25 protein-coding genes are annotated in these 23,877 nt (G+C 70.1%); 11 read left to right on the top strand and 14 right to left on the bottom strand.

The window, feature by feature from the left end:
• Window positions 1-9 precede the first annotated feature (9 nt).
• Complete coding sequence (locus LIV37_RS03310; RefSeq protein ID WP_158634948.1) at window positions 10-1,560, bottom strand: ABC transporter substrate-binding protein; 1,551 nt, start codon at window positions 1,558-1,560, stop codon at window positions 10-12.
• Window positions 1,561-1,833: 273 nt separating this feature from the next.
• On the opposite strand from LIV37_RS03310, the gene LIV37_RS03305 reads away from it, so the two are divergent.
• Both LIV37_RS03305 and LIV37_RS03300 read left to right on the top strand, forming a co-directional pair.
• Window positions 1,834-2,844, top strand: a complete 1,011-nt coding sequence (locus LIV37_RS03305) for an Lrp/AsnC family transcriptional regulator (RefSeq protein WP_158634949.1) — start codon at window positions 1,834-1,836, stop codon at window positions 2,842-2,844.
• A gap of 203 nt (window positions 2,845-3,047) precedes the next feature.
• Window positions 3,048-4,298 (top strand): amidohydrolase, encoded by a 1,251-nt coding sequence (locus tag LIV37_RS03300; protein ID WP_020865672.1) that lies wholly within the window; start codon window positions 3,048-3,050, stop codon window positions 4,296-4,298.
• A gap of 60 nt (window positions 4,299-4,358) precedes the next feature.
• Here LIV37_RS03300 and LIV37_RS03295 read toward each other — a convergent pair whose 3' ends face one another.
• From LIV37_RS03295 to LIV37_RS03285, 3 genes are all read right to left on the bottom strand, one after another.
• Complete coding sequence (locus tag LIV37_RS03295; RefSeq protein WP_020865671.1) at window positions 4,359-4,811, bottom strand: LysR substrate-binding domain-containing protein; 453 nt, start codon at window positions 4,809-4,811, stop codon at window positions 4,359-4,361.
• Window positions 4,812-4,918: 107 nt separating this feature from the next.
• On the bottom strand, window positions 4,919-5,857 hold the full coding sequence (locus LIV37_RS03290; protein ID WP_020865670.1) for an MFS transporter: 939 nt from the start codon (window positions 5,855-5,857) through the stop codon (window positions 4,919-4,921).
• A gap of 35 nt (window positions 5,858-5,892) precedes the next feature.
• Window positions 5,893-6,564 carry an MFS transporter gene (locus tag LIV37_RS03285; RefSeq protein WP_243146415.1) on the bottom strand — a complete coding sequence of 224 codons (672 nt, stop codon included), beginning with the start codon at window positions 6,562-6,564 and terminating at the stop codon, window positions 5,893-5,895.
• A 35-nt stretch (window positions 6,565-6,599) separates the two neighbouring features.
• On the opposite strand from LIV37_RS03285, the gene LIV37_RS03280 reads away from it, so the two are divergent.
• Window positions 6,600-7,172 carry a TetR-like C-terminal domain-containing protein gene (locus LIV37_RS03280; RefSeq protein WP_020865668.1) on the top strand — a complete coding sequence of 191 codons (573 nt, stop codon included), beginning with the start codon at window positions 6,600-6,602 and terminating at the stop codon, window positions 7,170-7,172.
• Window positions 7,173-7,316: 144 nt separating this feature from the next.
• Here the strand turns inward: LIV37_RS03280 and LIV37_RS03275 are convergent, their stop codons facing one another.
• Both LIV37_RS03275 and LIV37_RS03270 read right to left on the bottom strand, forming a co-directional pair.
• A complete protein-coding gene (locus tag LIV37_RS03275; RefSeq protein ID WP_121825865.1) occupies window positions 7,317-7,673 on the bottom strand; it encodes a histone-like nucleoid-structuring protein Lsr2 in 357 nt (118 codons plus the stop codon).
• A gap of 294 nt (window positions 7,674-7,967) precedes the next feature.
• Window positions 7,968-9,032: an alkene reductase gene (locus tag LIV37_RS03270; RefSeq protein ID WP_020865667.1), complete on the bottom strand. Its 1,065-nt coding sequence runs from the start codon at window positions 9,030-9,032 to the stop codon at window positions 7,968-7,970.
• A 133-nt stretch (window positions 9,033-9,165) separates the two neighbouring features.
• Between LIV37_RS03270 and LIV37_RS03265 the strand changes: the two genes are divergently transcribed.
• On the top strand, window positions 9,166-9,636 hold the full coding sequence (locus tag LIV37_RS03265) for a MarR family winged helix-turn-helix transcriptional regulator (protein WP_020865666.1): 471 nt from the start codon (window positions 9,166-9,168) through the stop codon (window positions 9,634-9,636).
• Between the two features lie 62 nt (window positions 9,637-9,698).
• Here LIV37_RS03265 and LIV37_RS03260 read toward each other — a convergent pair whose 3' ends face one another.
• Entirely contained in the window at window positions 9,699-10,571 is an 873-nt protein-coding gene (locus tag LIV37_RS03260) for an aldo/keto reductase family oxidoreductase (RefSeq protein ID WP_020865665.1), read from the bottom strand.
• Between the two features lie 212 nt (window positions 10,572-10,783).
• On the opposite strand from LIV37_RS03260, the gene LIV37_RS03255 reads away from it, so the two are divergent.
• The gene (locus LIV37_RS03255) at window positions 10,784-11,647 is read left to right on the top strand and encodes a LysR family transcriptional regulator (RefSeq protein WP_020865664.1); all 864 of its coding nucleotides are present in this window, start codon (window positions 10,784-10,786) and stop codon (window positions 11,645-11,647) included.
• A gap of 58 nt (window positions 11,648-11,705) precedes the next feature.
• On the opposite strand, the gene LIV37_RS03250 is transcribed toward LIV37_RS03255, so the two are convergent.
• Complete coding sequence (locus LIV37_RS03250; protein ID WP_020865663.1) at window positions 11,706-12,641, bottom strand: AraC family transcriptional regulator; 936 nt, start codon at window positions 12,639-12,641, stop codon at window positions 11,706-11,708.
• A 73-nt stretch (window positions 12,642-12,714) separates the two neighbouring features.
• On the opposite strand from LIV37_RS03250, the gene LIV37_RS03245 reads away from it, so the two are divergent.
• Window positions 12,715-13,704 (top strand): SDR family NAD(P)-dependent oxidoreductase, encoded by a 990-nt coding sequence (locus LIV37_RS03245; protein WP_020865662.1) that lies wholly within the window; start codon window positions 12,715-12,717, stop codon window positions 13,702-13,704.
• Between the two features lie 26 nt (window positions 13,705-13,730).
• Here the strand turns inward: LIV37_RS03245 and LIV37_RS03240 are convergent, their stop codons facing one another.
• From LIV37_RS03240 to LIV37_RS03230, 3 genes are read right to left on the bottom strand one after another with little or no spacing between them, the layout of a single operon-like run.
• The gene (locus LIV37_RS03240; RefSeq protein WP_020865661.1) at window positions 13,731-14,390 is read right to left on the bottom strand and encodes a response regulator; all 660 of its coding nucleotides are present in this window, start codon (window positions 14,388-14,390) and stop codon (window positions 13,731-13,733) included.
• Window positions 14,387-15,547: a sensor histidine kinase gene (locus LIV37_RS03235; protein ID WP_121825866.1), complete on the bottom strand. Its 1,161-nt coding sequence runs from the start codon at window positions 15,545-15,547 to the stop codon at window positions 14,387-14,389. The genes LIV37_RS03240 and LIV37_RS03235 overlap by 4 nt, the downstream gene beginning before the upstream one ends.
• A complete protein-coding gene (locus LIV37_RS03230) occupies window positions 15,544-16,212 on the bottom strand; it encodes a hypothetical protein (protein WP_020865659.1) in 669 nt (222 codons plus the stop codon). Before LIV37_RS03230 ends, LIV37_RS03235 begins: the two co-directional genes overlap by 4 nt.
• Window positions 16,213-16,474: 262 nt before the next feature.
• Here LIV37_RS03230 and LIV37_RS03225 point away from each other — a divergent pair, with 262 nt between their 5' ends.
• Window positions 16,475-16,882, top strand: coding sequence for an ester cyclase (locus LIV37_RS03225; protein WP_020865658.1), 408 nt, complete (start codon window positions 16,475-16,477; stop codon window positions 16,880-16,882).
• 32 nt (window positions 16,883-16,914) lie between these two features.
• On the opposite strand, the gene LIV37_RS03220 is transcribed toward LIV37_RS03225, so the two are convergent.
• The 3 genes from LIV37_RS03220 to LIV37_RS03210 all read right to left on the bottom strand — a co-directional run bounded on the left by LIV37_RS03220 (window position 16,915) and on the right by LIV37_RS03210 (window position 20,479).
• Window positions 16,915-18,303 carry a WD40 repeat domain-containing protein gene (locus LIV37_RS03220; RefSeq protein ID WP_121825867.1) on the bottom strand — a complete coding sequence of 463 codons (1,389 nt, stop codon included), beginning with the start codon at window positions 18,301-18,303 and terminating at the stop codon, window positions 16,915-16,917.
• Window positions 18,304-18,373: 70 nt separating this feature from the next.
• Complete coding sequence (locus LIV37_RS03215) at window positions 18,374-19,741, bottom strand: WD40 repeat domain-containing protein (protein WP_121825868.1); 1,368 nt, start codon at window positions 19,739-19,741, stop codon at window positions 18,374-18,376.
• A gap of 81 nt (window positions 19,742-19,822) precedes the next feature.
• Complete coding sequence (locus tag LIV37_RS03210; protein ID WP_148717878.1) at window positions 19,823-20,479, bottom strand: hypothetical protein; 657 nt, start codon at window positions 20,477-20,479, stop codon at window positions 19,823-19,825.
• Between the two features lie 158 nt (window positions 20,480-20,637).
• On the opposite strand from LIV37_RS03210, the gene LIV37_RS03205 reads away from it, so the two are divergent.
• The 4 genes from LIV37_RS03205 (at window position 20,638) to LIV37_RS03190 (ending at window position 23,873) form a co-directional block, all read left to right on the top strand.
• Window positions 20,638-21,111, top strand: coding sequence for a carboxymuconolactone decarboxylase family protein (locus LIV37_RS03205; RefSeq protein ID WP_020865656.1), 474 nt, complete (start codon window positions 20,638-20,640; stop codon window positions 21,109-21,111).
• Between the two features lie 154 nt (window positions 21,112-21,265).
• The gene (locus LIV37_RS03200; protein ID WP_121826258.1) at window positions 21,266-21,667 is read left to right on the top strand and encodes a cupin domain-containing protein; all 402 of its coding nucleotides are present in this window, start codon (window positions 21,266-21,268) and stop codon (window positions 21,665-21,667) included.
• A gap of 211 nt (window positions 21,668-21,878) precedes the next feature.
• Window positions 21,879-22,934, top strand: coding sequence for a maleylacetate reductase (locus LIV37_RS03195; protein WP_020865654.1), 1,056 nt, complete (start codon window positions 21,879-21,881; stop codon window positions 22,932-22,934).
• Window positions 22,935-23,003: 69 nt separating this feature from the next.
• Window positions 23,004-23,873, top strand: coding sequence for a dioxygenase family protein (locus LIV37_RS03190; RefSeq protein WP_121826259.1), 870 nt, complete (start codon window positions 23,004-23,006; stop codon window positions 23,871-23,873).
• Window positions 23,874-23,877: the final 4 nt, after the last annotated feature.

Here is a 23,877-nt window from a genome sequence, read left to right as displayed (position 1 = left end):
GCCTTCCGGCTACTTGACGATGCGGAGGGTGGCGGGGTCGAGATAGTCGTCGAACGTGCGGATGCTGTATCCCTTGGCGACGACCGTGGTGGACGGCAGGGTCGACAGCGGGATCGCGTCGACCCGCTTCAGGAACGACTTCTGCGCGGAGCGGAGAGCGGCGCACCGAGCGGTGCGGTCCAGCTTGCTCATGGCACGGTCGACGGCCGCGTAACCCTCGTCGTTGACCAGTCCCATCTTGTTGCGCCCGCCCTTTTCGGTCGGCGGGCCCATGACGCGCAGGAGGGAGGAGGTGAGGGTGCCCATCATGTTGTTGTCGCCCTGGACGTTGATGTCCCAGTCCTTGCCCCCGGCGGAGGTCACGGTGGCCCAGTTGGCGTTGTCCAAGGAGTCGGCCTTCACCTTCGCCCCGGCCTTGCGCAGCGCTTCGGCGATGTAGTCGTTGCCGCCGCGGAGCAGGGTCGTGCCGACGATGCGGAAACGGACCCCCTTCAGCTTCCTGGCGGCGGCGGCGCGGTCGGTGGCGACCAGCGACGACCGGTCGGTGTTGACGCAGGGCACCTTGGCTGATCCGACTGAGCGGATCACGCTGCCCCGCTTGCCGCTGACGATGTCGCTGAAGGTCTGTGCGTCGATGGCCCGCGCCACCGCGGTGCGCAGGTCGGGCCGGTTCGCGAAGACCGTGCCCGGACGCTCGTTGAACAGCAGATAGGTCGTGGTGTTGGACGCGCTGGAGGTGGCGAACCGGGAGTCGCCGCCGAACCGGTTCACGTTCTCGTCGGCGACCACCCCCACGTCCAGGCTGTAGGACACCAGCTTGGTGGCGATGGTCGAGTAGTCGGTGATCGGTGTGAGGTCCAGATGCTTGGCGGGAACCCCCCGCAGTGGCTCGGCGAACCTCGGCCAGGCCGTGTAGCCGCTCCGCAGGGTGAGCCGGTACGACACGGCCGGCCGGGAGGAGGCCAAGGTGTAGGGCCCGGAGAACGCTCCCTTGACCTTGCCGGTCGCCAGCTGCTCGGCATGGTCCAATCCCGCCGGGCACACGATCCCGGCCGACGGCAGACTCAGCCCGGTGAGGAAGTCCGACCAGGGAGCGGACAGCCTGGCCTTCACCGTGCCCGCTCCATCATCGGCGGTGAACGTCGCCGTGGCAGAGCCCAGCGCCAGGGTCCGGCCCGGGGATCCAGTCTCCGGCGAGGCGAAACGGGTCAGCGACCGCGCCACCGTGGACGGTGTGATCGGACTCCCGTCGGAGCAGGTCAGCCCTTTGCGGATGGTGAACGTGTAGTGGGCGGCGTCCTCCGCCCTCCACGTGGACGCGATCCCGCCCACCAGGCGGTTGCCGGAGTCCTTGCGCACCACCGTGTCGTACAGCAGCCGCGCCACGGTGTAGTCGTCGCCGCCGCTGGCCAACGCCGGATCGAAGGTCGCCGGATCGGTGTTCAGCGACATGCTGATCGTGTCCGTCGACCCCCTCAGCGCGGCCTCATCCACTCCGCACCCGGTGGCGCTCAACCCCAGCGCGGCCACCACCGTCAGCACAGCACCCCGACGAAACACGACGCCTCCCACGCAACGGCCGAAAAGGTGCCCGGAGCCTAAGTCGCACACATCCGTCGCTGACCCACCGGGACGCACCACGCAAGAAATTCGGCAAAGGCACGACGCTGGTGCACGGTATTCCGCATGACCCACCGGTAGGTTCCGGCCAGGTTGCGGTTGCCCGCACGAAAGCACGGCGTACCAGGCCCCGCAGAGCCGCGTCAGCCCGGACGCGGCCGGGTGCGCGCATGGTTTTGGCCGGATCGGCGTCCTCGCCGCATGATGCTGTGCATGGTCGACGCGCTGGACTTCCAGATCATCAACGCACTGCAGATCCATCCCCGGGTCTCATGGGCCCAGCTCGGGAGGATCCTCCGGGTCGACCCCTCGACGATTTCCCGCCGGTGGTCGGCGCTCACCGGCCGGCGGCAGGTGTGGACGAGCTGTTCCGAGGGCGACGCCCCGCACCTCCGCGATCAGATGATCTCCGCCCTGGTCGAGATCAGCTGCGTCCCCGGCCGACGGGAACACGTACTCGCCGAACTCGGCCGGCAGGGTCCAATCTCCAGCGTGCACTGCACTTCCGGCCCGCGGGACCTGTACATCATGATCTCCACCGACAGCCTGCTCTCCATGGACCGGTACATAGACGAGCGGATCGCTGTGATCCCCGGCATCCTCGGCACCCGCACCCACTACCTGCGAAAGATCTTCTTCGAAGGGTCGAGCTGGCGGCTGAAGACGCTCTCCAAGGAACAGGTCAAGGCGCTTCACGACCTCCGGCCGGCCGATCCGCCCAAGCAGCGCAGACCCGCCCACCGGGCGGTCATCACCGCACTCGAGGCGGACGCCCGGCGCACCGCCGCGGACATGCAGCGGGAGCTGGGCCGGTCCCTTTCCATGATCTCGCGGGACATCGACGCGGTACTCGCCGCAAGCTGGGTCAGATGGCGGGTGGACTTCGCACACGCCCTCATGGGCTGGTCCGCCGCGGCGGCGCTGTGGCTGGACGTCGAGCCGTTGGAACTGGAGCGTGTCGTCGCCTCGCTCCGGCTGCTGAACCATGTGCGGCTGTGTGCCTCCGTGACCGGTGACGCCAACCTCGCGGTGTTCCTCTGGCTGCGCGACCTGCGGGAGCTGGACGAGATCGAGAACCGGCTGACCACGGTGTTCCCCAAGGTACTGGTCAAGGACCGGTGGATCGTCCCGAGGATCGCCAAGCGGGCGGGCCACATCCTCGACTTGGACAGCCGGCACCGTCGCTGGGTCCCCCTCGGCCATCACCCGGTGTTCGAGGACTGAGGGGAACGAGGGGCGAGGGGGCTGAGGGACCGAGGAGACGCGGGGGACTGCGGGCGCCGTCGCGAACCATGCGTATCCGGGCCCGGATTTCGCTGATCCGTGCCGATGAACCGGCATGCGGACCGGATTCGCGGCACTTCTCGTAGCCTCGGCGCCAGGCGGCCCGGACGGGCGCCCTTGCACCGAGAAAGGAGAGGGCGCTCGTGGATTTTGAGCAGCTCGTAGCGTTTCGCCGAGAACTGCATCGGAACCCGGAACCCGCATTCCTGGAGATCGGCACCGCGGCCCGGATCGAACAGGCCCTGGAGGGACTGGAGATACGCGTCCGCACGGGGAAGGCCGCTCAGGATCTCTCGGCCGTCGTCAACTTCCCGGCCCCGGAAACCCTGGACGAATGGGCGGCTCGCGCGGCGGATTCGGGTGTCCCGGAAGAGCGGGCCCGCTACTTCCGGGAGAACGGCACCGCGCTGGTCGTCGATGTCGTGGGCGCCCGTCCGGGGCCGCGCTGGGGGCTTCGCGTCGACATCGACGCGCTTCCGATGCGCGAATCGGCCGATGCCGCACATTTCCCGGTGGCAGGCGGGTTCGCCTCGACGAACGGCGCGATGCACGCGTGCGGCCACGACGCCCACGCGACCATCGGCGTCGGCCTGCTCCACCGTCTGTCGGACCATGACTTCGCGGGCACGCTCCGGGTCCTGTTCCAGCCTGCCGAGGAGGGGGTCAGGGGAGCGCAGACGATGATCGACGCCGGGGTGGCCGACGAGATCGACAACATGCTCGCGGTGCACATGGCCGGAGACATGGCCGTCGGCAGGGTCGTGGGGAGCTTCACCGGTGGCATGGCGACCCGCAAGCTGAAGGTCGACTTCGCGGGCAGGGCCGCTCACGCGGCCGGTACACCGGAGGCCGGCCGCAACGCGCTGCTCGCGGCATCGATGTCCGCACTGGGCATCATGGGGCTCCCGCGCTTCAGCTCCGCGGACACGCGGCTCAATGTCGGCACGCTCGTCGCCGGCGACGGGGTGAACATCGTGCCCTCCTCCGCGGTGATGACCTGCGAGGCGCGCGCGACCGACGACGAGGTCGTCGATGAACTGGTCGACCGGGTCCGATCGATGGTGGAAGGGGCGAGCCTGGCCCACGGGGTCCGGGCGAACGTCGCGGTGATGGGCCAATCCGCCACCGTCGCACCGGACGACGAACTGATCGACCGCATCGTCGACGTGGCCACCGCTCATGACGATGTCACCGAGGTCATCCGGACCCGGGCGTTCGCGGGAAGCGATGACGCCAACCTTCTCATCAGGCATGTCCAGCGGCACGGGGGCAAGGGCGCCTATCTGATGGTCGGGGCGGGCAGTCCGGGGCCTCATCACAGCGAGAACTTCGACATCGCGGAGGAATCGATTCCGACCGCGATCGGGATCCTCGAATCGCTGATCCGCGGGTGAGACGGCGGTGCCATCGCTTTCCGAGAGCCCTCCGTGCCCCGGGAGCGTCCAACTGGTGAACTAGCCGGCGGCTGTGGAGGAACCGCCGACCATCCGTAGCTCGGGAAGTTCCTGCTCCACGGCCCGTGCATGCGTGAGGAATCGCGTCAGCGCGGGCGCCGGCGGCGCGTCGACGCGCTGGACGAAGACCGTCTCCGCGCGTCCTTCGTCCTCTGGCAGGTCGTGCACCCATATGTGTTCGCGGGCGGCGTGCCGCTCGACCACGGCGGCGGGCAGCAGGCTGATGCCCATGCCCGCCCCGACACAGCCGAGGATGCCGTCCAGCGATCCGAACTCCACGCAGCGAACACCGACGGCGCCCCGGGCGTGCAGGATGCGCTCCAAGCGCATGCGGTAGGAGCAGCCCGAGCGGAAGACAAGGATCTTCGGATTCCGCAGCACGGTGCCCAGGTCGGAGACCCGGCGTGCCGTGATCGCGACAGCGAGGAAGATCCTCAGGTCTGACAGTTCCACGTCGACCTCGACTTGGGCCCGGGGTGGCCAGGAGCATACCTTCGGCCGGGTACGGGGCCGCTTGCGCCGCGTTGTGACCGGTCCTGTCGGCGGCGCCCGGATGGTGATCAGCCGTTCTCGCGTCGGTCCAGCGTGCTGCCCACCACCTTCGGAATGCCCTGCGTCCAGAGGCCGTTGACCCGGCGTCGGGTGGTGCGCCAGCCCTCGGGCGTCCGGGTGAGCCGGTCGTCGTACCTTCCCCCGATGAGGAACTGGTCGCCGCCTTCGGTGTTCGCGCGGACGTGCTGGGCCAGGAAGCAGGCCGTCGCTTCGGCGGTATCGCCGTTGATGACGGTCTCGACGTTGGTGACCAGGTGCTGGGTGGTGTCCAGTGGCGGCAGGAACGCCTTGTAGTCGAGGAGCAGGCTGTCCCCCTCCGACGGTTCGGCCGGTGGCGAAGTCGCCCACGGCCTCGGGAACGAAGCAGGTGGCGAGCAGGTCCCAGTCGCGGGTGTCCATCGCGCGGGCGAGCCGGTACAGAACCGTGTGCTGTCAGGTACCGGGCCGTGGGGCCGGTCGCTGTTTGCGGCGGTAGAGCAGGGCGGTGAGGAGTGCTCCCGCGGTGTAGGTGCCGGCGCCCCACCAGCCTGGAAGGACGAGGTGATGACGTTGCCGATGCCGAAGCCGATGAGCAGCAGGGCGGGCAGGACGCCGGTGGCGTAGGTGCTGTCCGGGCCCAGTCCGGTGAGCAGGACCATGCCGACGGCGCCCAGTGCCATGCCGGTGGGCACCACCCTCCGGTGTCCGAGACGGGGCAGGAGGACGTTGGTCGCCGGCTGGGAGCCGATGACGAGCAGGACGACCATGGGCACGAAGGCCAGGCCGGTCCGTATCGGTGAGTAGTGGAGCGAATTCTGCAGGTAGTAGTTGACGAAGAGCAGGACGCCGAACATTCCGACGCTGGCCAGCAGGATGCCGCTGTAGCCGGCCGCCCGGTCCCGGTCGAGCAGGACGCCCGGTGGCAGCAGGGGGTGCGCCGTACGCTGCTGCCAGGCGGCGAACACCACCAGCAGCAGCGCCGAGGCGGCGAGCGGTGCTCAGCTCAGGCCGCGGTGGAAACCAGCACCGCACCGGGGATGTCGAGGGCCGGCCGGGGGTTCTGACGCGGGGTACGGCCGATGGACACGGTGGCCGCGGCCGCGGCCACCACGGCGATGAACACGTTGATGCAGAGCGTCCAGCGCCAGTTCAGGCTCTCGGTCAGAAATCCGCCGATCAGCACACCGATCGCGCTGCCGGCGCCCGCGGCGGCACTGAACACGCCGAAGGCGCGGGCGCGTTCCTTCGGCGCGGTGAACGTCGTGGCCAGGACGGCCAGTGCCGTGGGGGCGAGCAGCGCGCCTGCCGCACCCTGGAGCACGCGGGCGGTCACCAGCACGCCGAATCCATCGGCCGCGCCGCCCAGCGCCGACGCGGCGGCGAAGCCCACGAGACCGGCCAGGAACACGCGCTTGCGGCCGATCATGTCCGACACCCGGCCGCCGAGCAGCAGCAGACTGCCGAAGGCCAGCGAGTAGCCGGTGATGATCCACTGGCGGTCGTCGTCGGAGAAGCCCAGGTCCGTCTGGGCCGAGGGAAGCGCGATGTTCACCACCGTGCCGTCCAGGACCACCATCAGCTGAGCCAGTACCACCGCGCCGAGCACCCACCAACGCCGCGCGGACGCGCCGTCGTCGGGCCGGGGCGGCGCTCCGCTTTGAAGCGCAGCTTTCATGCCCTGCCAGGGTCTTCGAAAGGAGGGTGTCACCCATGTCTGGAGCAGCAGCCCCAGCAAGCGGCGCCGGCGGGACCGCGTCGGAACAGCCCGCTCCGCGGCTCGGGCGCAAACGGGACCACACCCGCGATGCGGAGATCCTCGAGGCCACGCTCGACCTCCTCGCCGAGACCGGATACGAGGCCATGTCGGACACCGAGCTGTCCCCCGACCGGCTGCCGGACACAGGGTCGCTGCGCGGCGACATGATCGCGATGATCAACCCGCACTGGCTCGGCGCGAGCGAGCACCGCAGCAAAATCCTGTCGAGCCTGATGTCCTTGCTGTACCGCGCCCCCGAACTCGCCTCGGCTGTCGATGCCGCGATCGTCGAACCGTCCGCCGCCGCCTACCGGCAGCTCATGGCGCGCGCCGCCGAACGCGGCGAAATCCCCGCGAGCACGGACATCGACGCGCTCGCGCTGATCATCCCGTCCATGAGCGCGTACCGCGTGATGTTCATGCGCGGATGCGCGGACCGGGCATTCCACGAAGCCCTGGTCGACGAAGTAGTACTGCCCGCGCTCGGTGTCCGCACCTCACGGAGCGCCACGGATCAGCGGTTCTGACGCGGGTGGTCCCCATGGACGCGGCGGCGGCGCCGCTCTGCCGGACGGCGTCGACGACCGGAGCGTTCCAGGCGGAAATCCCCGCTCAGAACAAGCAGAAAGGGCCCGTCAGCAAGCTGACGAACCCTCATGCGGAAATCGAGGCTAGTTGGCCTTCGCGTATGCGTCACGGACGGTCGCCGGAACACGGCCGCGGTCGCTGACCTCGTAGCCGTTCTCCTTGGCCCAGGCCCGGATTTCGGCAGTGTCCTGACCTCCTGCCGGTGTTGCGGACCGCCGTTTCCCCTTGACGGCCGCGCCGTTTGTGACGCTCCCACGCACGCGACGAGCGCCCTTGGCGTTGAGGTAAGGACTCAAGGCCTCCAAGAGCTGGTCGTAGCTCTGGGATGACAGGTCAAGTTCAACCCCAGCCCCATCGATCAGGACGGTGTGGGTGCTGATCTCCTCTGATTCCTCACCAGTGAGATCATCTACGTACGTGGTGACTACTTTCTGGGCCATGCTCAGGATGATAAACCAACGAGACCTGGGCGTGAATGAAACCCCTTATGGACCAGAACCAGGGACTCCACCTGTACCTGCTGCCAAGTGGCCCAGATGCCCCATTTCGAGCTGTCGTTCTGTCAGAGGTGTCCGGTGCCGCACGCGGGTACGTCGATATACGGCGTATCGCGACTGATCCGACCGCATCACTGCGGAGATTGAGTCCGAGACATCGCCAAGTTCTCAGCGAACTCGACTGACGTGGTAATTGGGGGAGGGCGGGGCATAAGACATTGCGGCCTGGCGGCGTCCTCAGCTGGTCAGGTAGGGGTAGTCGAGGTATCCCTTGTCGGTGCCACCGTAATAGGTGGCCTGGTCGGGTGCGTTGTACGGCCCGCCGGCTCGCAGACGCGCCGGCAGGTCGGGGTTGGCGAGGAACAGCGCGCCGAAGGAAATCATGTCGGCCGTGCCGTCCTCGATGAGCGCCAGCTCCTCCGCGCTGGTGAACCCCTCCGTCGCGGGGTTGAGGATGAAGGTTCCGGGGAACTCCTTGCGGAGGATGCCGGTCAGATCGCGCGAGTTCTCGACGACGTGCAGATAGGCCAGGCCGATCTCGCCCAGCCGGCGGACGAGATGGACGTATGTGGGCTCGGGGTCGGGCTCCTCCACTCCGTTGTAGCCCGTTCCGGGCGATACGCGTATTCCCGTGCGCCGTGCTCCGATGGCATCGGACACGGCCGTGGCCACCTCCGCCGCGAACCGGACCCGGCCTTCCACGGAGCCGCCCCACTCATCGGTGCGCAGATTGGAGTTGGGGGCCAGGAACTGGTGGAGCAAGTAGCCGTAGGCGGCGTGCAGTTCGACCCCGTCGAACCCCGCCTCGATGGCGTTGCGCGCCGCCTGGGCGAAGTCCGCGATCGTCTCCCGCACTTCCTGGGAGGTCAGCTCGCGTGGGGTGGTGAAGTCCTTCATCCCGTCGACGGTGAACAGCCGGCCGGGTGCGGCGATCGCGGAGGGAGCGACCTGCACCAGTCCGTCGGCCAGGAGGCCGGGGTCGCCGACCCTGCCGACGTGCGAGATCTGGGCGAAGATCGTGCCGCCCTCGGCATGCACCGCGTCGGTGACCCGGTGCCAGGCGGCGATCTGCTCGGCGCTGTGCAGCCCCGGGGTGCTGGGGAAGCCCTGGCCGACGACCGACGGCTGGGACCCCTCCGTGATGATCAGACCCGCCGTGGCCCGCTGTGCGTAGTACGTGGCCATGGAGTCGGTGGCCGTATTGCCGGGCCCGAAGGCGCGGGCGCGCCCCATTCCGGGCATGACCACGCGGTTGCGCAGGCGCAGCCCGGAAAGGTCGATCGGATCGAATGCTGTGGCCACAACGGCTCCTGGGGATTGACGGGCACACTGACTGACGGATGAGTTCATTGGTCGACCAATGAACTCATCCGGGGCCACCATAACCCATTCGTTGGGCGACCAATGATTGGGCGCCCACGATAACCTTGTCCGTATGACCTCAGAGCCCACGCGGACCGAAGCGACGGAGGCCGGAGACGACGGCCCCGTCAGCCAGACCCTGGCCCGCGTTTCCCGCTTGCACCGCCTCTTCGGCGGCAGGCTGCTGCGCCCCACCGGCCTCTGTTCCGGCCAGGAATTCCTGATGATGACCTTGTGGAAGGAGGGATCGGTCCGCCAGTCGGAGTTGGCGAAGGCGCTCGACCTGGACCCGTCGACCGTGACTCTGATGCTGCGACGGTTGGAGCAGGGCGGACATGTCGTCCGTACGCGCGATCCGCAGGACCGGCGCGTCATGCTCGTCCGGGCCTCGGCGGAGAGCTACGTCCTGCGGCCCGAGGTGGCGCAGGTCTGGGCGCATCTGGAGGAGCACACCCTGGACGGGCTCGACGACGAAGAACGCGAGGCGTTCGCCAGGATCCTCTCGAAGATCGAAAAGAACCTCACTTCCGCTGACGACGGCTGAGGCGATTTCGCGTGTCCTCGGCCCCGCTCCGTCTCTCGTGGGCCGTGCACCGATCCGCGAGGCTAGTGGCCGATCTTGTCCAACTCGGCGAGTTCCCCGTCGGAGAGCGAGAGTCCCGCGCCGGTGACGTTCTCGCGCAGGTGCGCCACCGACGAGGTGCCGGGAATGAGCAGGAGGTTCGGCGACCGCCGCAGCAGCCAGGCCAGGGCGACCGACATCGGCGTCGCGTCCAGCCGGGTGGCCACGGTGGAAAGCGCCGTGGACTGCAGCGGGGTGAAGCCGCCGAGCGGGAAGAAGGGTACGTAGGCGATGCCCTTGTCGGCGAGCTCGTCGATCAGCTCGTCGTCCTGCCGGTGGGCGAGGTTGTACATGTTCTGCACGCATACGATCGGCGCGATCGCCTGGGCCTCGGCGACCTGTTCCGCCGTCGCGTTGCTCACTCCGAGGTGTCGGATCAGGCCCTGCCGCTGGAGTTCGACGAGGGTCTCGAAGGGCTCGGCGAGCGAGCCGGGCCGGGGGCCCTGGGCGTCGCCGAGCCGGAGGTTGACCACGTCGAGCGAATCGATGCCGAGGTCCTCAAGATTCTCGTGGACGGCGCGGCGCAGGTCATCGGGGCGCCGGGCCGGGGGCCAGCCGCCTTGCTGATCGCGGACCGCGCCGACCTTGGTCACGATGTGCAGCGATGCGGGATAGGGGTGCAGCGCTTCGCGGATCAGGTGGTTGGTGACGCGTGGTCCGTATGCGCCGGCGGTGTCGATGTGGGTGATCCCGAGGGTGGCGGCCTCGCGCAGGACGGCGAGCGCACCGTCGTGGTCGGCGGGCGGGCCCATGACCCCGGGCCCGGCGAGCTGCATGGCGCCGTAGCCGAACCGGGTGACGGTCAGATCGCCCAGGGTCCAGGTTCCGCCGGGCAGTGACGTGGAGGGTGTGTTCATGTCGGTGTCTTTCCTGCTGAGCCGGATGCTGTAGAGGGGCTGTCTGCTACGTGGTGTGCCGTACGTCAACGGCACCCCTTGTCCGCGCCGGCCACCGGCGCGGACTTCGTTTCGCCCGTACCGTCGATGTTCGCTCGCCGACGAGCGGCGCATCCAATACCGACCCGGTGCCCTGTCATACCCGGCGGGTATCACCGGGCTATGCTGCGGCCGTGGACACCTTGGAGACACGTGAGCTGAGGTACTTCGTAGCCGTCGCGGAGGAACTGCATTTCGGCCGCGCCGCCGAGCGCCTCGGCATGGCCCAGCCACCGCTGTCCCGGGCGATCCAGCAGCTGGAGCGGCGCCTCGGCGTCCGCCTGCTGGAACGCAACCGCCGCGGCGTCGCCCTGACCGGCGCCGGAGAGATGCTGCTGTACGAGGGCCGCGCGGCCCTCGACGCGACCACCGCCGCCGCTCGCCGCACCCGCCGCGCCGGTGGCGCCGACAGTCCGGGCGGCTCCCGCAACCGCCTGGTGCTGGCAGTGAAGGCCGCCGCGTCCCACGAGCTGCTGCACAAGCTCCTCGACGCCTACGCGGCCGAGCCCGGCGCCGCCGAGATCGAGGTGCTGCCGAGCGGCACATGCGAACAGGGGGAGATGCTGCGCGACGGCCGCGCCGATGTGGCGCTCATGCACGCGCCGTTCAACTCCCTGGCCGGGTTCGACAGCGAGGAACTGATGACCGAGGGGCAGATCGCCATCCTGCCCGCCGGGCACCCCCTCGCCGCGCACAGGACCCTGTCCCTGGCCGACGTCAGCGACGTGCCCGATCTTCCGCTCGCCCGTTGGTCCCGCGACGGCACGTCCCCACCCGGCCCGGGCCCCGAGATCCACGATCAGACGCAGCTGGCCCAGCTGATCGCCCTCGGCCGCACCGTGGCCGTCTTCCCCGACTCCGCCCGCGCGTGGCTATGGGCCGAGCACACCGCCGTCCCCCTGACCGACGCACCCCCCGTCGTCACCCACATCGCCTGGCCCGCGCACAGCCGCTCCCTCGCCCTCGCCGGGCTGATCCGCACGGCCACACGGCTATGACCCGCTCATGCCCTTCACGGCCCCGGCGGAAGGCGCGGTCGGCGCCGGTCCACGAGGCTCAACGGCGGCGAAGTGCCTCGTCACGCAGCCGGTGCCGGTAGCGCAGCGGTGACTCTCCCACCTCCCGTTTGAACGCGGAGCTGAAGGCGCTCACGGATGTGTAGCCGAGGGCGGACGCCAGCGACCCAATGGGGTCGTCGCCGTCGCGCAGGGCGCGCTGCGCCAGCAGCATCCGCCAGCGGTTGAGATAGGTGAGCGGCGGCATGCCCGCCACGGTCCGGAAGTGCGTGGCGAAGGACGTCCGTGACATCGCCGAGGCGCTCGCCAGCGCCTCCAGCCGCCAGGGCTTCGCCGGTTCGGCGTGCATGAGGCTGAGCGCCGGACGCAGACGGTCGTCGGTCAGCGCCCGTAGCCACCCCGTGGGGAGCTCGGCCTGGTCGACGTAGCCGCGCAACATGTCGAGCAGCAGGAGCTGGCCGTGCTGCCGGATGGCGAACGCGGAGCCGACCCGGCCGCCGGTCAGCTCGTCGAGGATCTGGTCCAGCCGGTCTCGCAGATGGGTCGCGGCGGGGGACGCCCGGACGTGCCCCACCGGCGGAAGCGCCTGGAGCAGCAGGGCCCGGCCCACCGAGTTGAGGGCGACGTGGCCGCCGAGGACCACGTCGGCCCCGGCGTGGTCGATGTCGTCCCCGCGGAGGGAGGCGTAGCTCGCCGTGGTCACATCGATGTCGCGGGGCGGCCCGTCACCGGCGCCTCCCCGGAGCTCCAGCCACGCCCGATTGTTGAGGATGGCGACGTCGCCCGTGTCGAGGGCGATGGGGCTCCCGGTGCTGTCGGTGGTCAGCCAGGCGCGGCCGCGCGCCACCGCGATGAACTTCAGGGGATGGTTGATGGCGCCGCGCGCCACCCACGGCTCCCGGGCCGCGAAGCCGCTCGACATCAGTCCCTGGATCTCGATGTGATCGAACACTTCGGACAGCTGGTCGTCGGCCATATCCGTACGATCGAGCAAGAACTCCGAACGTGCAAGTATTCAAAGTACGAGGGGCACGCCCGAGAGTGGCTCCATGCATCACACACAACATCCCCTCGGATCCGGCTTCACCGCGGCGTCGACGGCCGCCGAGGTGCTCGCGGACATCGACCTGTCCGGCACCCACGCCATCATCACCGGCGGACACACCGGACTGGGCCTGGAGACCACCCGGGCACTCGGCACGGCCGGCGCGTCCATCACCGTCGGCTCGCGCGACCCGGACCGCGCCGCGGCCGCGCTGACCGGGATCGAGGGTGTCGAGATCAGTCGGCTCGACCTGCTCGACCCCGCCTCGATCGACGCTTTCGCGGCCCGGTACCTCGGCTCCGGCCGCCCGCTCCACATCCTGGTCAACAACGCCGGTCTGCCGCTCCCCGAACGCCTGGTGCGCGACGCACGCGGCTACGAGCCGCAGTTCGCCACCAACCACCTGGGCCACTTCCAGCTGACCCTGGGCCTGCTGCCCGCGCTGCGCGCCGCCCACGGTGCCCGGGTCGTCAACGTGTCATCCGGTGGCCACCGGCTCTCCGACATCCGCTGGGACGATCCGCACTTCACCACGGGCTACGACGGCCACCTCGCCTACGGCCAGTCCAAGACGGCGAATGTGCTGTTCGCCGTCGAGCTGGACCGCCGCTGGTCCCGGGACGGTATCCGCGGCTACGCCGTGCACCCGGGCGTCGTCGTCGGCACGAAACTGAACGACTCGGTCGGCGAGGAGCAGCAGAGGGCGATGGGACTGCTCGACGAGTCCGGCCGGCCCGTCGTCGACCCCGACCGCGGGATCAAGAGCCCGCAACAGGGGGCGAGCACCATCGTGTTCGCGGCGGCCGGCCCACTGCTCGCCGGGATCGGCGGTGTGTACCTCAAGGACAACGACATCTCACCGCTGGACGAGGACCCGGCCCCCATCGACTTCGGCGTCGACCAGGACCCTCCCGCCGATGTCGTGCCGCACGCCATCGACCCGCGGTCCGCCCGGCGGCTCTGGGAGCTGAGCGAGGAACTGATCAAGGCATGAGTGGCGGCGGTCCGCCGCGTGGCGAGTCAGGTCACCAGACCCTGGCGGTAGGCGTAGACGACCGCCTGCACCCGGTCACGGAGTCCGAGTTTGGTGAGGATGCGTGACACGAAGGTCTTGACGGTCTCCTGGCTGATCACCAGAGTCGCGGCGATCTCGCTGTTGGACAGGCCGTTGGCGATGAGGCGCAGCACCTCCAGTTCGCGAGGGGTCAGCGGGATGTCGTGCGGGGCGCCCTCGGGAGGCCGGATCCGGGCGGCGTACCTGCCCACGAGCTGGCGTGTCACGTCGGGGTCCAGCAGGGCCGCGCCCGTGGCCACGGTCCGGATCCCGTGCAGCAGCTGGGACGGCGGCGCGTCCTTGAGCAGGAAGCCGCTCGCCCCCGCGCGCAGCGCCTCGTAGACGTAGGTGTCCAGGTTGAACGTGGTCACCACGAGCACCTTGACCGGGCGCCGCACCCCCGCACCGGCCAGCAGGCGGGTGGCCTCGATACCGTCGAGCACCGGCATGCGGACGTCCATCACCACGACGTCCGGGTGCAGCCGGCCGGCCAGGTCGACCGCGGTCCGGCCGTCCTCGCACTCGCCCACCACCTCGAGGTCGGGCTGGGCGTCGATGATCGTCACCAGCCCGGTGCGGACCAGCACCTGGTCGTCGCAGACCAGGACCCGGATCGACTCGCTCACGACGGGCTCCCCGCGGGTATCCGCGCCCGGACGACGAAGCCACCGTTCGTCCGGGCGTCCGCGCTGAAGTCGCCGCCCAGGACGCCGACCCGTTCGCGCAGACCGGCCAGCCCCCGCCCGCTGCCGCTGGGCGAGGCGGGGGCCCGCGAGCCGGAGCCGTCCGTGCTGACCTCCACTGTGATCTCCCGCTCCCCGTGGTGGACCCGGACCGAAGTGCGGCTGCCGTGGGCGTACTTGAGGGCGTTGGTCAGGGCCTCCTGTACGACCCGGTAGGCCACCAGGTCGGCGCTGCCGGTCGACTCCGCCGGTGTGCCCTCCTCGGTGAACTCCACCGGCTGCCCGGACCGGCGGGTCTGCTCCACGAGCGTGAGGAGTCTGCCTGCCGTCGGTGTGGTGGCCTCGGTGCCGTGGTCGGGGTTGATCAGGTCGAGCAGGTGCCGCAGATCGGTGGTGGCACGTCTGCCGGTCTCGGTGACCGCGGTCAGGGCCTGGTCGAGGCGCTCGGGCGCGGCGGTCAGATAGCGCGCCGCCTCGGCCTGTACGACCATCGCCGTCACATGGTGGGTCACCACGTCGTGGAGCTCACGGGCGATGCGGGCGCGTTCCGTGGCGCGGGTGTCCTCGGCGACGCGGTGGCGGCGCTCGGCCTCCGCGGCCCGGGTGGAGCGCAGCCACGACCCAATGCCCCAGGGGAGGGCCAGCGCCAGGTAGTACAGCACGAACTCGCTCGGCGCCTCGGCGCCAGAACCGAGCCGGTGGAGCGCGACCGCCAGTGGCACATACGCCACGGAGAACACGAGCGCGGTGGCGCGCCGGTACCGCTCCAGATGGGATCCCACGCTCAGCAGCGCGATGGGCATCGTGGTGCCCGCGAACGAGTGGTAGCCGCGCAGCTGGTCGACGGCGAAGCCGAGCGACACCAGGGCGAGACAGACCACCGGCCACCGCCGCCGCACGGCGAGCGGGAGGCACTGGAGGGCGATTGCCACGATGGCCAGCGCGTCGAAGGGGCGGGCGGGCAGGCCGCCCAGCTGCGTCCCGTGGTTGTGGAACTCCGGGATGAGCGACCCGGCGAGGATCAGCAGCCCGAGTGGGAGATCCCGGACCGTGACATCGAACCGGTGCCACATCTCGGGAACTTGTCGAACACTGATCACCGGGCGAGTGTAGCGGTGGTGTCGGCCGTGGTGGGGCTCGCGGATCGGGCTTCGGGGAAGAGCCGACGGTGGAAGAACGTCTCGCGGAAACCCTTCCCATGGTGCGTCGAGCTCCAGCGCAACGGCACCGCCGGACCGCCGTCCCGGTGCAGCCCGCCGGTGAGCGCGTAGTCGGGGTGTACGCCGTCGTCGCTGATCGTCGTGGTGAACTCGAAGGTGAACCGGTCGCCCGGCCGCACCGGCAGCCCCTCCTCCGACAGCGCCGCGTAGACGGGGGCCCAATTGCTCCATTCACACAGCGAGTCGATCGGTTCGCCGCCCTCGGCCACCCACAGGCGCACCCCGAGCGCGAGCCCGGAGAAGCGGCCCGGCCTGGTGAACGTCAGCTCGGCGCGGTCGACGCCCTCCGGCCGCAATTCGCCGTTGAACTCCAGCGGCTCCACCTCGACGGCGCCGGACAGGTACGACCGCTCCCGGACCTCCGGCACGTCCTGCAACCCCGCGAGACAGACCCGCAGGTCGAAGGGGTGGCCCACCGCGACGAATATCTCCTGCACGAAGCCGAAGGTGGCGGACGGGAAACCGGGCGATTCGCCCCCCGTCGCACTGCCCAGGTCCAGGGCGACGGCGGTGGTGGCACCGCGGTGCGTGCCGATGTCGAGCACCGTCCGGCCGGGAGCGCAGCGCCGGACGGCTTCGGCATACCGGCCCGTCCGGCGCTCGTCCTCAGTCCTTCGCCGGATCCGCGGCCGGAGCGCCGCGGCTGCTCCGAACGCCAGGGATGCGGCGGCCCGAGATCGTCACCAAGCGGTGGACACCTTCGTGTGGCTCGCAGGGGGACAGCCGTCATGGCCGGGGCTCGCGCTAGGCTATGGCGAGCTTCATGGCCGGACCGAAGCGGCGCACGAAACCGAGAGAGCACATCCCATGGCTGAACTCGCTCCTGAGGACCGCTATCGCGGATACCTCACCTGCCTGAACGAGCGGCGCTTCCACGACCTTCCCGAGTTCGTGCACGACCCCGTGGTGCACAACGACCGGACACTCACCATCGCCGAGTTCCAGGATCTGCTGCGCCGCGACGCGACGGAGATCCCCGACCTGCACTACGCGATCGAGCGGCTCGTGGTCCAGGGCGAGGAGGTGGCGTGCCGCATCCGGTTCGACTGCACCCCCACGGCGAGCTTCCGTGGCATACCGCCCACCGGCCGGTCGATCTCGTTCGTCGAGCATGTCTTCTACCGCTACCGGGACGGCAGGATCGCGGAGATCTGGTCGCTGATCGACCTGGAGGCGATCCGCGAACAGCTCACCGGCGGCGGCCCCGACGCGTAGCGTCCGGCAGCACACGGGGCTACTCCAGGGGACTACTCCAGGCGCCACAGATGGATCGTCTTGTCCTGGAAGCCAACGGTGGCCAGGGTGCGGCCGTCGGGGCTGAAGGCGAGTTGGGCGATGGAGGAGCCGGGGTTGCTGATGGCGGCTCGGTGTTTATGGCCGGCGGCATCCCACAGGTGCAGGCCGGTGTAGTCGGTGGTGAGGACGGTCTGGCCGTCCGTGCTGTAGGCCAGGCCGGTGACGGAGCCGGAGTGGCCGGCGAGCGGCTTGCCGCGCTCCTTGCCGCTGATCGCGTCGAAGAAGTGGACTTCCGTGGAGTCGTTGGCGACGGCCAGGGTTCCGCTGTCCGGGCTGAACACCATGTGGCCGGCGCCGCCGAAGGAGTCGTTCGACGGTTGAGGCCGTTGTTTCCGGGTGGCCACGTCCCACAGCCGTACGCCGTCCATGCCGGACTCGTCCGCGCCGGCCAGAGTCTTCCCGTTCGGGCTGAACACCAGCACGTGGGCGCCTGCCGACTCGAGTGGCGCGCCCTTCTGCCGATGTGTCGCCACGTCATAGAGCCGGATCTCCTGGTCGATGAAGCCGCTGGTGGCGAAGAGCCCGCCGTCCGGGCTGAAGGCGATCGTCTCGAAGGAGAGCAAGGGATCGTCGTGCTGGGCGATCTCCTTGCCGTGCGGGCGCAGGGTGGCCGCGTCCCAGAACTGGGCTCTGCTCTCGTGGCCGGTCGCCACCGTCCGGCCGTCCGGGCTGAAGGCCACTCCCTTGAAGATGACGAGCGAGGAGAGCAGGGCTTTGGCTCGCTGTTCGTGGGTGGCCACGTCCCACAGCCGCAGCACTCCGTCCTGGGCTTCGCTGGAGGCCAGGGTCTTCCCGTCCGGGCTGAAGCGCAGCGTGCCGATCTCGCCCTTGTGTCCCTCGAGGGTCGCCAGCGGGCGCAGCCTGGGACGGGCGGGGATGGCGATGGGCGGGGGTGTGCGCGGGGGAGCGGGGGAGGGGCTGCGGGTGTCCTTGCCGGGCTTGCCGTGCGCGGTGTCCTTCCCGCCGTCCGAGTCGCCGCCGAAGAGGGCGATGCCGGTGGGCACGGCCACGGCGGCGACCGCGACGGCCGCGCCCGCGCCGATGAGCAGACGGCGCCGCGAGGGCGGGAGGGGCTTCGCGGGTGTCCGCGGCAGGGGCTTCGCGGGTATCCGCGGCTGGGGCTCCGGGGGTATCCGCGGTGGGTGCGGGGGCGGTCCGCCCAGCTCGTGGCGGAGGCGTTCGCGTTCGGCCAGCAACCGGTCGCGCTCGGCGCGGAGTCGGCCGAGTTCTTCGACCCCGGCGTCCGCTTCCGTCGTCGGCTTCCCGTCGTCCGGCCCGGTGTGCCCCGCACCGGATGAGGCGTCGCGTACGTCCTCCGGCGAGGGTCCTCGCTCGTCCATACCCCGCTCCCGCCCTTCCCCTGTTCCACTTCGTGTGATGCGCCGACCGCGAGACCGGCCGGCCCGGCGGCTACTCGATCCGCCAGAGCCGTATGGCGTTGTCGTCGTAGCTGCCGGTCGCCAGCGTCAGCCCGTCCGCCGTGAAGGCCGTCGGCTGGGACAGGGAGGCGAGCTCCAAGGGCTTCGCGCGTTCCTTGTGCGTGGCCGCGTCCCAGAAGCGCAACACGAGCCCGCTGTAGAAGCCGAGCGTGACGATGGTCTTCCCGTCTCCGCTGTAGGCGAGCGCGCTGACGCCGACGGTACGGGCGCGCAACGGCTTGCCGCGCCGGGTGGCGGTGGCCGTGTCCCACAGCCGTACGAGGCCGTCGCCACCCACACTCGCGCTCACCGCCAGGGTCCTGCTGTCCGGGCTGAACGCCATGGCGCCGACACCGCCCTCGTGCCCGGTCAGTGGCTCGCCCCGCTGCCTGCGGGACGCCACGTCCCACAGCCGCACGACACCGTCGCCGACATGGCTGCTCACGGCCAGGGTCTTGCCGTCCGGACTGAACAGCAGCCCCTCGACACCGCCCTCGTGTCCGGTCAGCGGCTCGCCCCGCTGTCTGCGGGATCCGACGTCCCACAGCCGCACGGCGTCACCGCCCGGGTCGTTCGTGCCGCCCGCGGCCAGCGTCCTGCCGTCCGGGCTGAAGGCGACCACCTCGAACGGCCGCTGTGTGCGGTCCGGCAGACTCAGCGACCTGCCGGCGCGGCGGAGCGAGGGAAGCTGCCAGAACTGCGCCCTGTCCGCGCCACCGGTGGCGAGCGTCCTGCCGTCCGGACTGATCGCCACGGACTGGAAGACGACGAGAGCGGAGGTCAGCGGCGCGCCGATCCGCCGGTGCTCAGGGACGTCCCACAGCCGCAGGTTGCCCACCTCTGCCTCGGTGGAGACCAGCGTCCGCCCGTCCGGGCCGAACCACACCCCGCCGAGAGTGCCGGAGTGGCCCTTGAGAGTGGCGAGGCGGCGGATCGTGGGGTGTGCGGGAATGCTCGTCACGGGGCGCGGCCGCGACGGCCGGGGGCGAGGGGAGGAGGCCGAGCCGTCGTCCTGGGCGAGGACAGCGGCGGCGGCCCCGCCCCCGGCGACCACGACGGTGCCACCGGCGACGAGCAGGCCCCGGCGGGAGACCCCCGCCGCGCGCGGCCGGGCGAGGGAGGCGTCCGCACCCGTAGAGGCGTACGGATCGGGCGCGGGCGATGGCTCCTGGGGTGCGCGGGCGGCGGGCGCGCCATCCGCTCGTTTCCCGACGCCCCCGGCCGCCTCCTCAAACTCCGGGCCGGGCACATCGGTTGCGGAGACGGCGGCCCGTCGCCGCTCCACCTGGGACCTGAGCCGCCCGACCTCCTCCCGGAGGCGTTCACACTCGGCCCGTAGCCGCTCGCCCTCGTCGTCCATGTCGCCACTCTCCCCGTCAAGGCCCTCATCGTGCCGGCGGCCGGTGGGGTGTGCCGCGGCCACGGCATACCCCGCCCCTGCTCAGCCGAGCTGCTTCTCGATCTTCGAGAGCTGGAGTGCGGGCCACTTCTCCACCATCGCGTCCTCGTCCGCCTCGCTCACCTGGTCGCTCCCGTCCCAGACGATGGCCTCCACGACGACCGTCTCGATCCGGATCGCCAGGACCGTGACGCCCGGCGCCTCGAAGGACAGGGCCGCGTCCCCCAGATCGGACGAGCGCTCCTTGGCGCCCCGGATCTTGTGGATCTCGTCGCGGTTGTCCGCCACCAGCCCGTCCCAGGCCGCCTCCGCGGCGTCCTCGTCGTCGTAGGCGAGGACATCGGACTTGACCCGGAAGAACACGTTCTCCGACCGTTCGAGCACGACCATGCCCGCCCCACGCAGGTGTCGGCACGCCCAGCCGTCGCCCTCCTTGCGCCATTTCCGGCACTGCTTGTCCAGGCCGGCGCCGGCCAGCACGGATCTCCCCTCCTTGTTGCCGGCCGGCACCGACAGGGCACCGGTGAGCCCGTCGTACGGGACGAACCCGGGCAGGTCCCGCTCGGCCGGCAGTACCGCGCCCATGTCCGCGGCGTTCAGCGTGGGGGCGGGCCACAGCAGGTACGCGCCGAGCCCGGCCACCGCGAGCACCGCGGCCACCACCCCGACCAGCGCGCCGCGGCGCGTCATTCGAACCATGCCCGTCACCGTAAGGACGCCACGTCGGGACCGGTCCCCATCCTCAGGCGTTAGGCGGCCGGTCCCGGAATCACTCGTTTAAGCGATGCGCCTCGGTGCCGCGCTGATCCAGTGTGGCCAGGGAGGAACGCATAACGGCACATCTGCTGGGAGGACCCATGGATCCACGTCTCGACTACTTCGGCAATGCCCTCGCGGCCAAGGTGCTGAAGCACCTCTACTCGGCCGGCAAGGTGGTGGCGGACTCGACGCTGCCGGAATCCGTTCAGCGTCTGGTGGAGATCCGCGCCAGCCAGATCAACGGCTGCGGATTCTGCACCGACATGCACACCAAGGACGCGGCCCACGCCGGGGAGACCCCGGCACGGCTCAACCTGGTCGCGGCCTGGCGGGAGGCGACCGTCTTCACCGAGGCCGAGCGCGCCGCGCTGGAGCTGGCCGAGCAGGGCACCCGGGTCGCGGACGCGGCCGGTGGGGTCACGGACGAGGCCTGGGCGAACGCCGCCAAGCACTTCGATGACGATCAGCTCGTCGCCCTGATCTCCCTCATCGCCATCATCAACGGCTACAACCGCGTCAACATCATCAACCAGCAGCCGGCCGGTGGCTACCAGGTCGGCCAGTTCGGCTGAGCCAATCGCGTTTTCCCTGATGGCGCACGGCGTGTCACAGATGCGGGCCGTGCCTCTTCTTCCCTGTGATTCGAGATGTCCGAGCCCGGGATCCCCGACGCGGATCGTCCGCCCGTTCCGGGCCGGCCCACGGAGGTGTAGCACAGTGCACGAGATGGACTCAGTGGATGGGACCGGACCCAAGATGCTGGCGGACGTCAAGCCGCCCTTCATTCCCGAGGGTGCTTCGGGGATGACCGTCCTCGTCGAGTGGCCTCCCGGCGACCCGGGGACTCCTCCGCACCGCCATTCGGGACCGTGCTACGGCTATGTGACCGAGGGCGCGATCCGGTTCGAGCTCGAAGGCGAGCCGGAGCGCGTGATCAAGGCCGGTGAGACGCTGTTCGAGCCGGGCGGTGACGTGATCCATTACCAGAACGGCAACGCCCTGCCGGACGCCCCGAGCAAGTTCGTGGTGTTCATGCTGTGCGCGCCGGGCCAGCCGATGCTCACGCTGGTCGACGACGAGGAGCTGGAGAAGCGGGCCCATCTGCGCCACCCGCGGCCCACTGATTGACCTGCCGAGGCTGCCGAGGCTGGCACGGCGGAGCCGGACCTCTCCCGCACACGCACACCGCCATGGCCCCGGTCATGGCGGTGCCGGTCGCCTGAACACGGTATTTCCACGCCGATGCCCGTCATCGCGCGCCGATTCCGTTGACGGAGGTCACCCGAGTGCCAAAGCCTTCTTCCACGAACAGAGCACCGGCGGGACCGAGGACATTCTGATGAAGACATTCGTGCATCGGGGGCAGATCACCAAGGTGGTTTTCGGCAGCGGTACCCGCCGCTGTATACCCGAGGAGGCCGACGCTCTCGGATGCCGTCGGGTGCTCATCCTGTGCACCCCCGGCCAATGGGACCGGGCGGCGGAGATACGCGACCTGCTCGGAGCCACGGCAGTCGGCACGTTCGCCGAAGCCGCGCCGCACACCCCCGTCGAGGTCACGGAGAAGGCGGTCGCGTACGCCGGAAGCGTGGAAGCGGACTCCGTGCTCGCCATCGGCGGTGGATCGACCATCGGCCTCGGCAAGGCGATCGCCGTGCGCACCGGTCTTCCGCAGCTGGCGCTGCCCACCACCTACGCCGGTTCGGAGATGACGCCGATCCTCGGAGAGACCGAAGGCGGCAGGAAGACGACCCGCCGGCTGCCGGAAGCGCTGCTCAAGACGGTGGTGTACGACGTCGACCTGACGCTCACGCTTCCCGTGGGGATATCGGCGGTCAGCGGCGTCAACGCGATGGCGCACGCCGTGGAGGCCCTCTACGCACAGGACCGGGATCCGGTGGCCTTCCTGATGGCCGGTGAGGCGCTCGACTCCCTCACCCGGTCCCTTCCGGCCATCGCGCTCCACCCGGACGACGGCGAGGCGCGGGCCGACGCGCTGTACGGGGCGTGGCTGGCGGCCACCTGCCTCGGCACGGTCGGCATGGCCCTGCACCACAAGGTGTGCCATGTGCTCGGCGGTACCTTCGGGCTTCCGCACGCCGAGACCCACACGGCCGTGCTGCCGCATGTCGTCGCCTACAACGGGCCGGCCGCCCCAGAGGCCATGGCACGCATCGCGTACGCGCTGGCCCGGGACGACGCCGCGAGCGGTCTCTTCGACTTCGCCGGGAGGCTCGGCGCCCCCAGGGCACTGCGGGACCTCGGCATGCCGGAATCGGGCATCGAGCAGGCGGCCGAACTCATCGTGCGGGACGGCTACTGGAATCCGCGGCCAGTGGAACGGACCGCGGTGCGCGCCCTCTTGACCCGCGCCTGGGCCGGCGGGACACCGTGAATGTCATCCGGCGACGAACGTCCCCGGACCGACTCCGCCATCGACACCCAACCACCACGGGAGCGCGCCATGCGTGATCTGACCAGCGACACCATCACCGATGCCGTGATCTCCACCATGCGGGACACCAAGGACGCCCGCGTCGCGGAGATCCTGGAATCGCTGGTGCGGCACCTCCACGCCTTCGTTCGCGATGTCGAGCTGACGGAGGAGGAGTGGGCCCGGGGAGTGGACTTCCTGACGCGCACCGGGCAGATGTGCACATCGACGCGCCAGGAGTTCATCCTGCTGTCCGACGTGCTGGGCGTCACCATGCTGGTCGACTCCCTCAGCAACCGACGGCCCACGGAAACCACCCAGAACAGCGTCCTGGGCCCCTTCTTCAGGGAGGACAGGCCGCTCCACGCCGACGCCGCCGACATCTCCGGAGGTCTGCCCGGCACCCCGCTGTTCTTCGACGGACGGGTCGTGAACCGTGCGGGAGCGCCGGTGTCCGGCGCGGCGGTGGACGTCTGGCACAGTGACGGGGACGGCCACTACGACGTGGACGTGCCCGGCCAGGCCGACCCGGCCATGCGCGCGCTGTTCCGCACCGACGAGACGGGACACTTCGGCTTCCGTTCCATCCGCCCGGCCAGCTACCCGATCCCCGGCGACGGCCCGGTCGGCGAACTCTTGGGCGCCACCGGCAGGTCGCTCATGCGTCCCGCCCATGTACACCTGCTGATCGAGGCCGACGGATTCCAGCGCGTGACCACCATGCTGTTCCCGTCGGACGACTCGTACCTGGACTCGGATCCGGTGTTCGGGGTCAAGGAGTCGCTGATCACGTCCTATGACACCTACGAGGCCGGCACCGGGCCCTGCCGCGAGCTGACCGACGAGCCGTACACCGCGCTGCGGCACACCTTCGTCCTCGAACCCCGTCCCGCGGACTGATCCC

Origin of the sequence: Streptomyces rapamycinicus NRRL 5491 (assembly GCF_024298965.1) — a bacterium.
GTDB classification, from domain to species: Bacteria; Actinomycetota; Actinomycetes; order Streptomycetales; family Streptomycetaceae; genus Streptomyces; species Streptomyces rapamycinicus.
The sequence above is the reverse complement of the archived record's forward strand: the minus strand, read 5'-3'. Positions and strand labels throughout refer to the sequence as shown.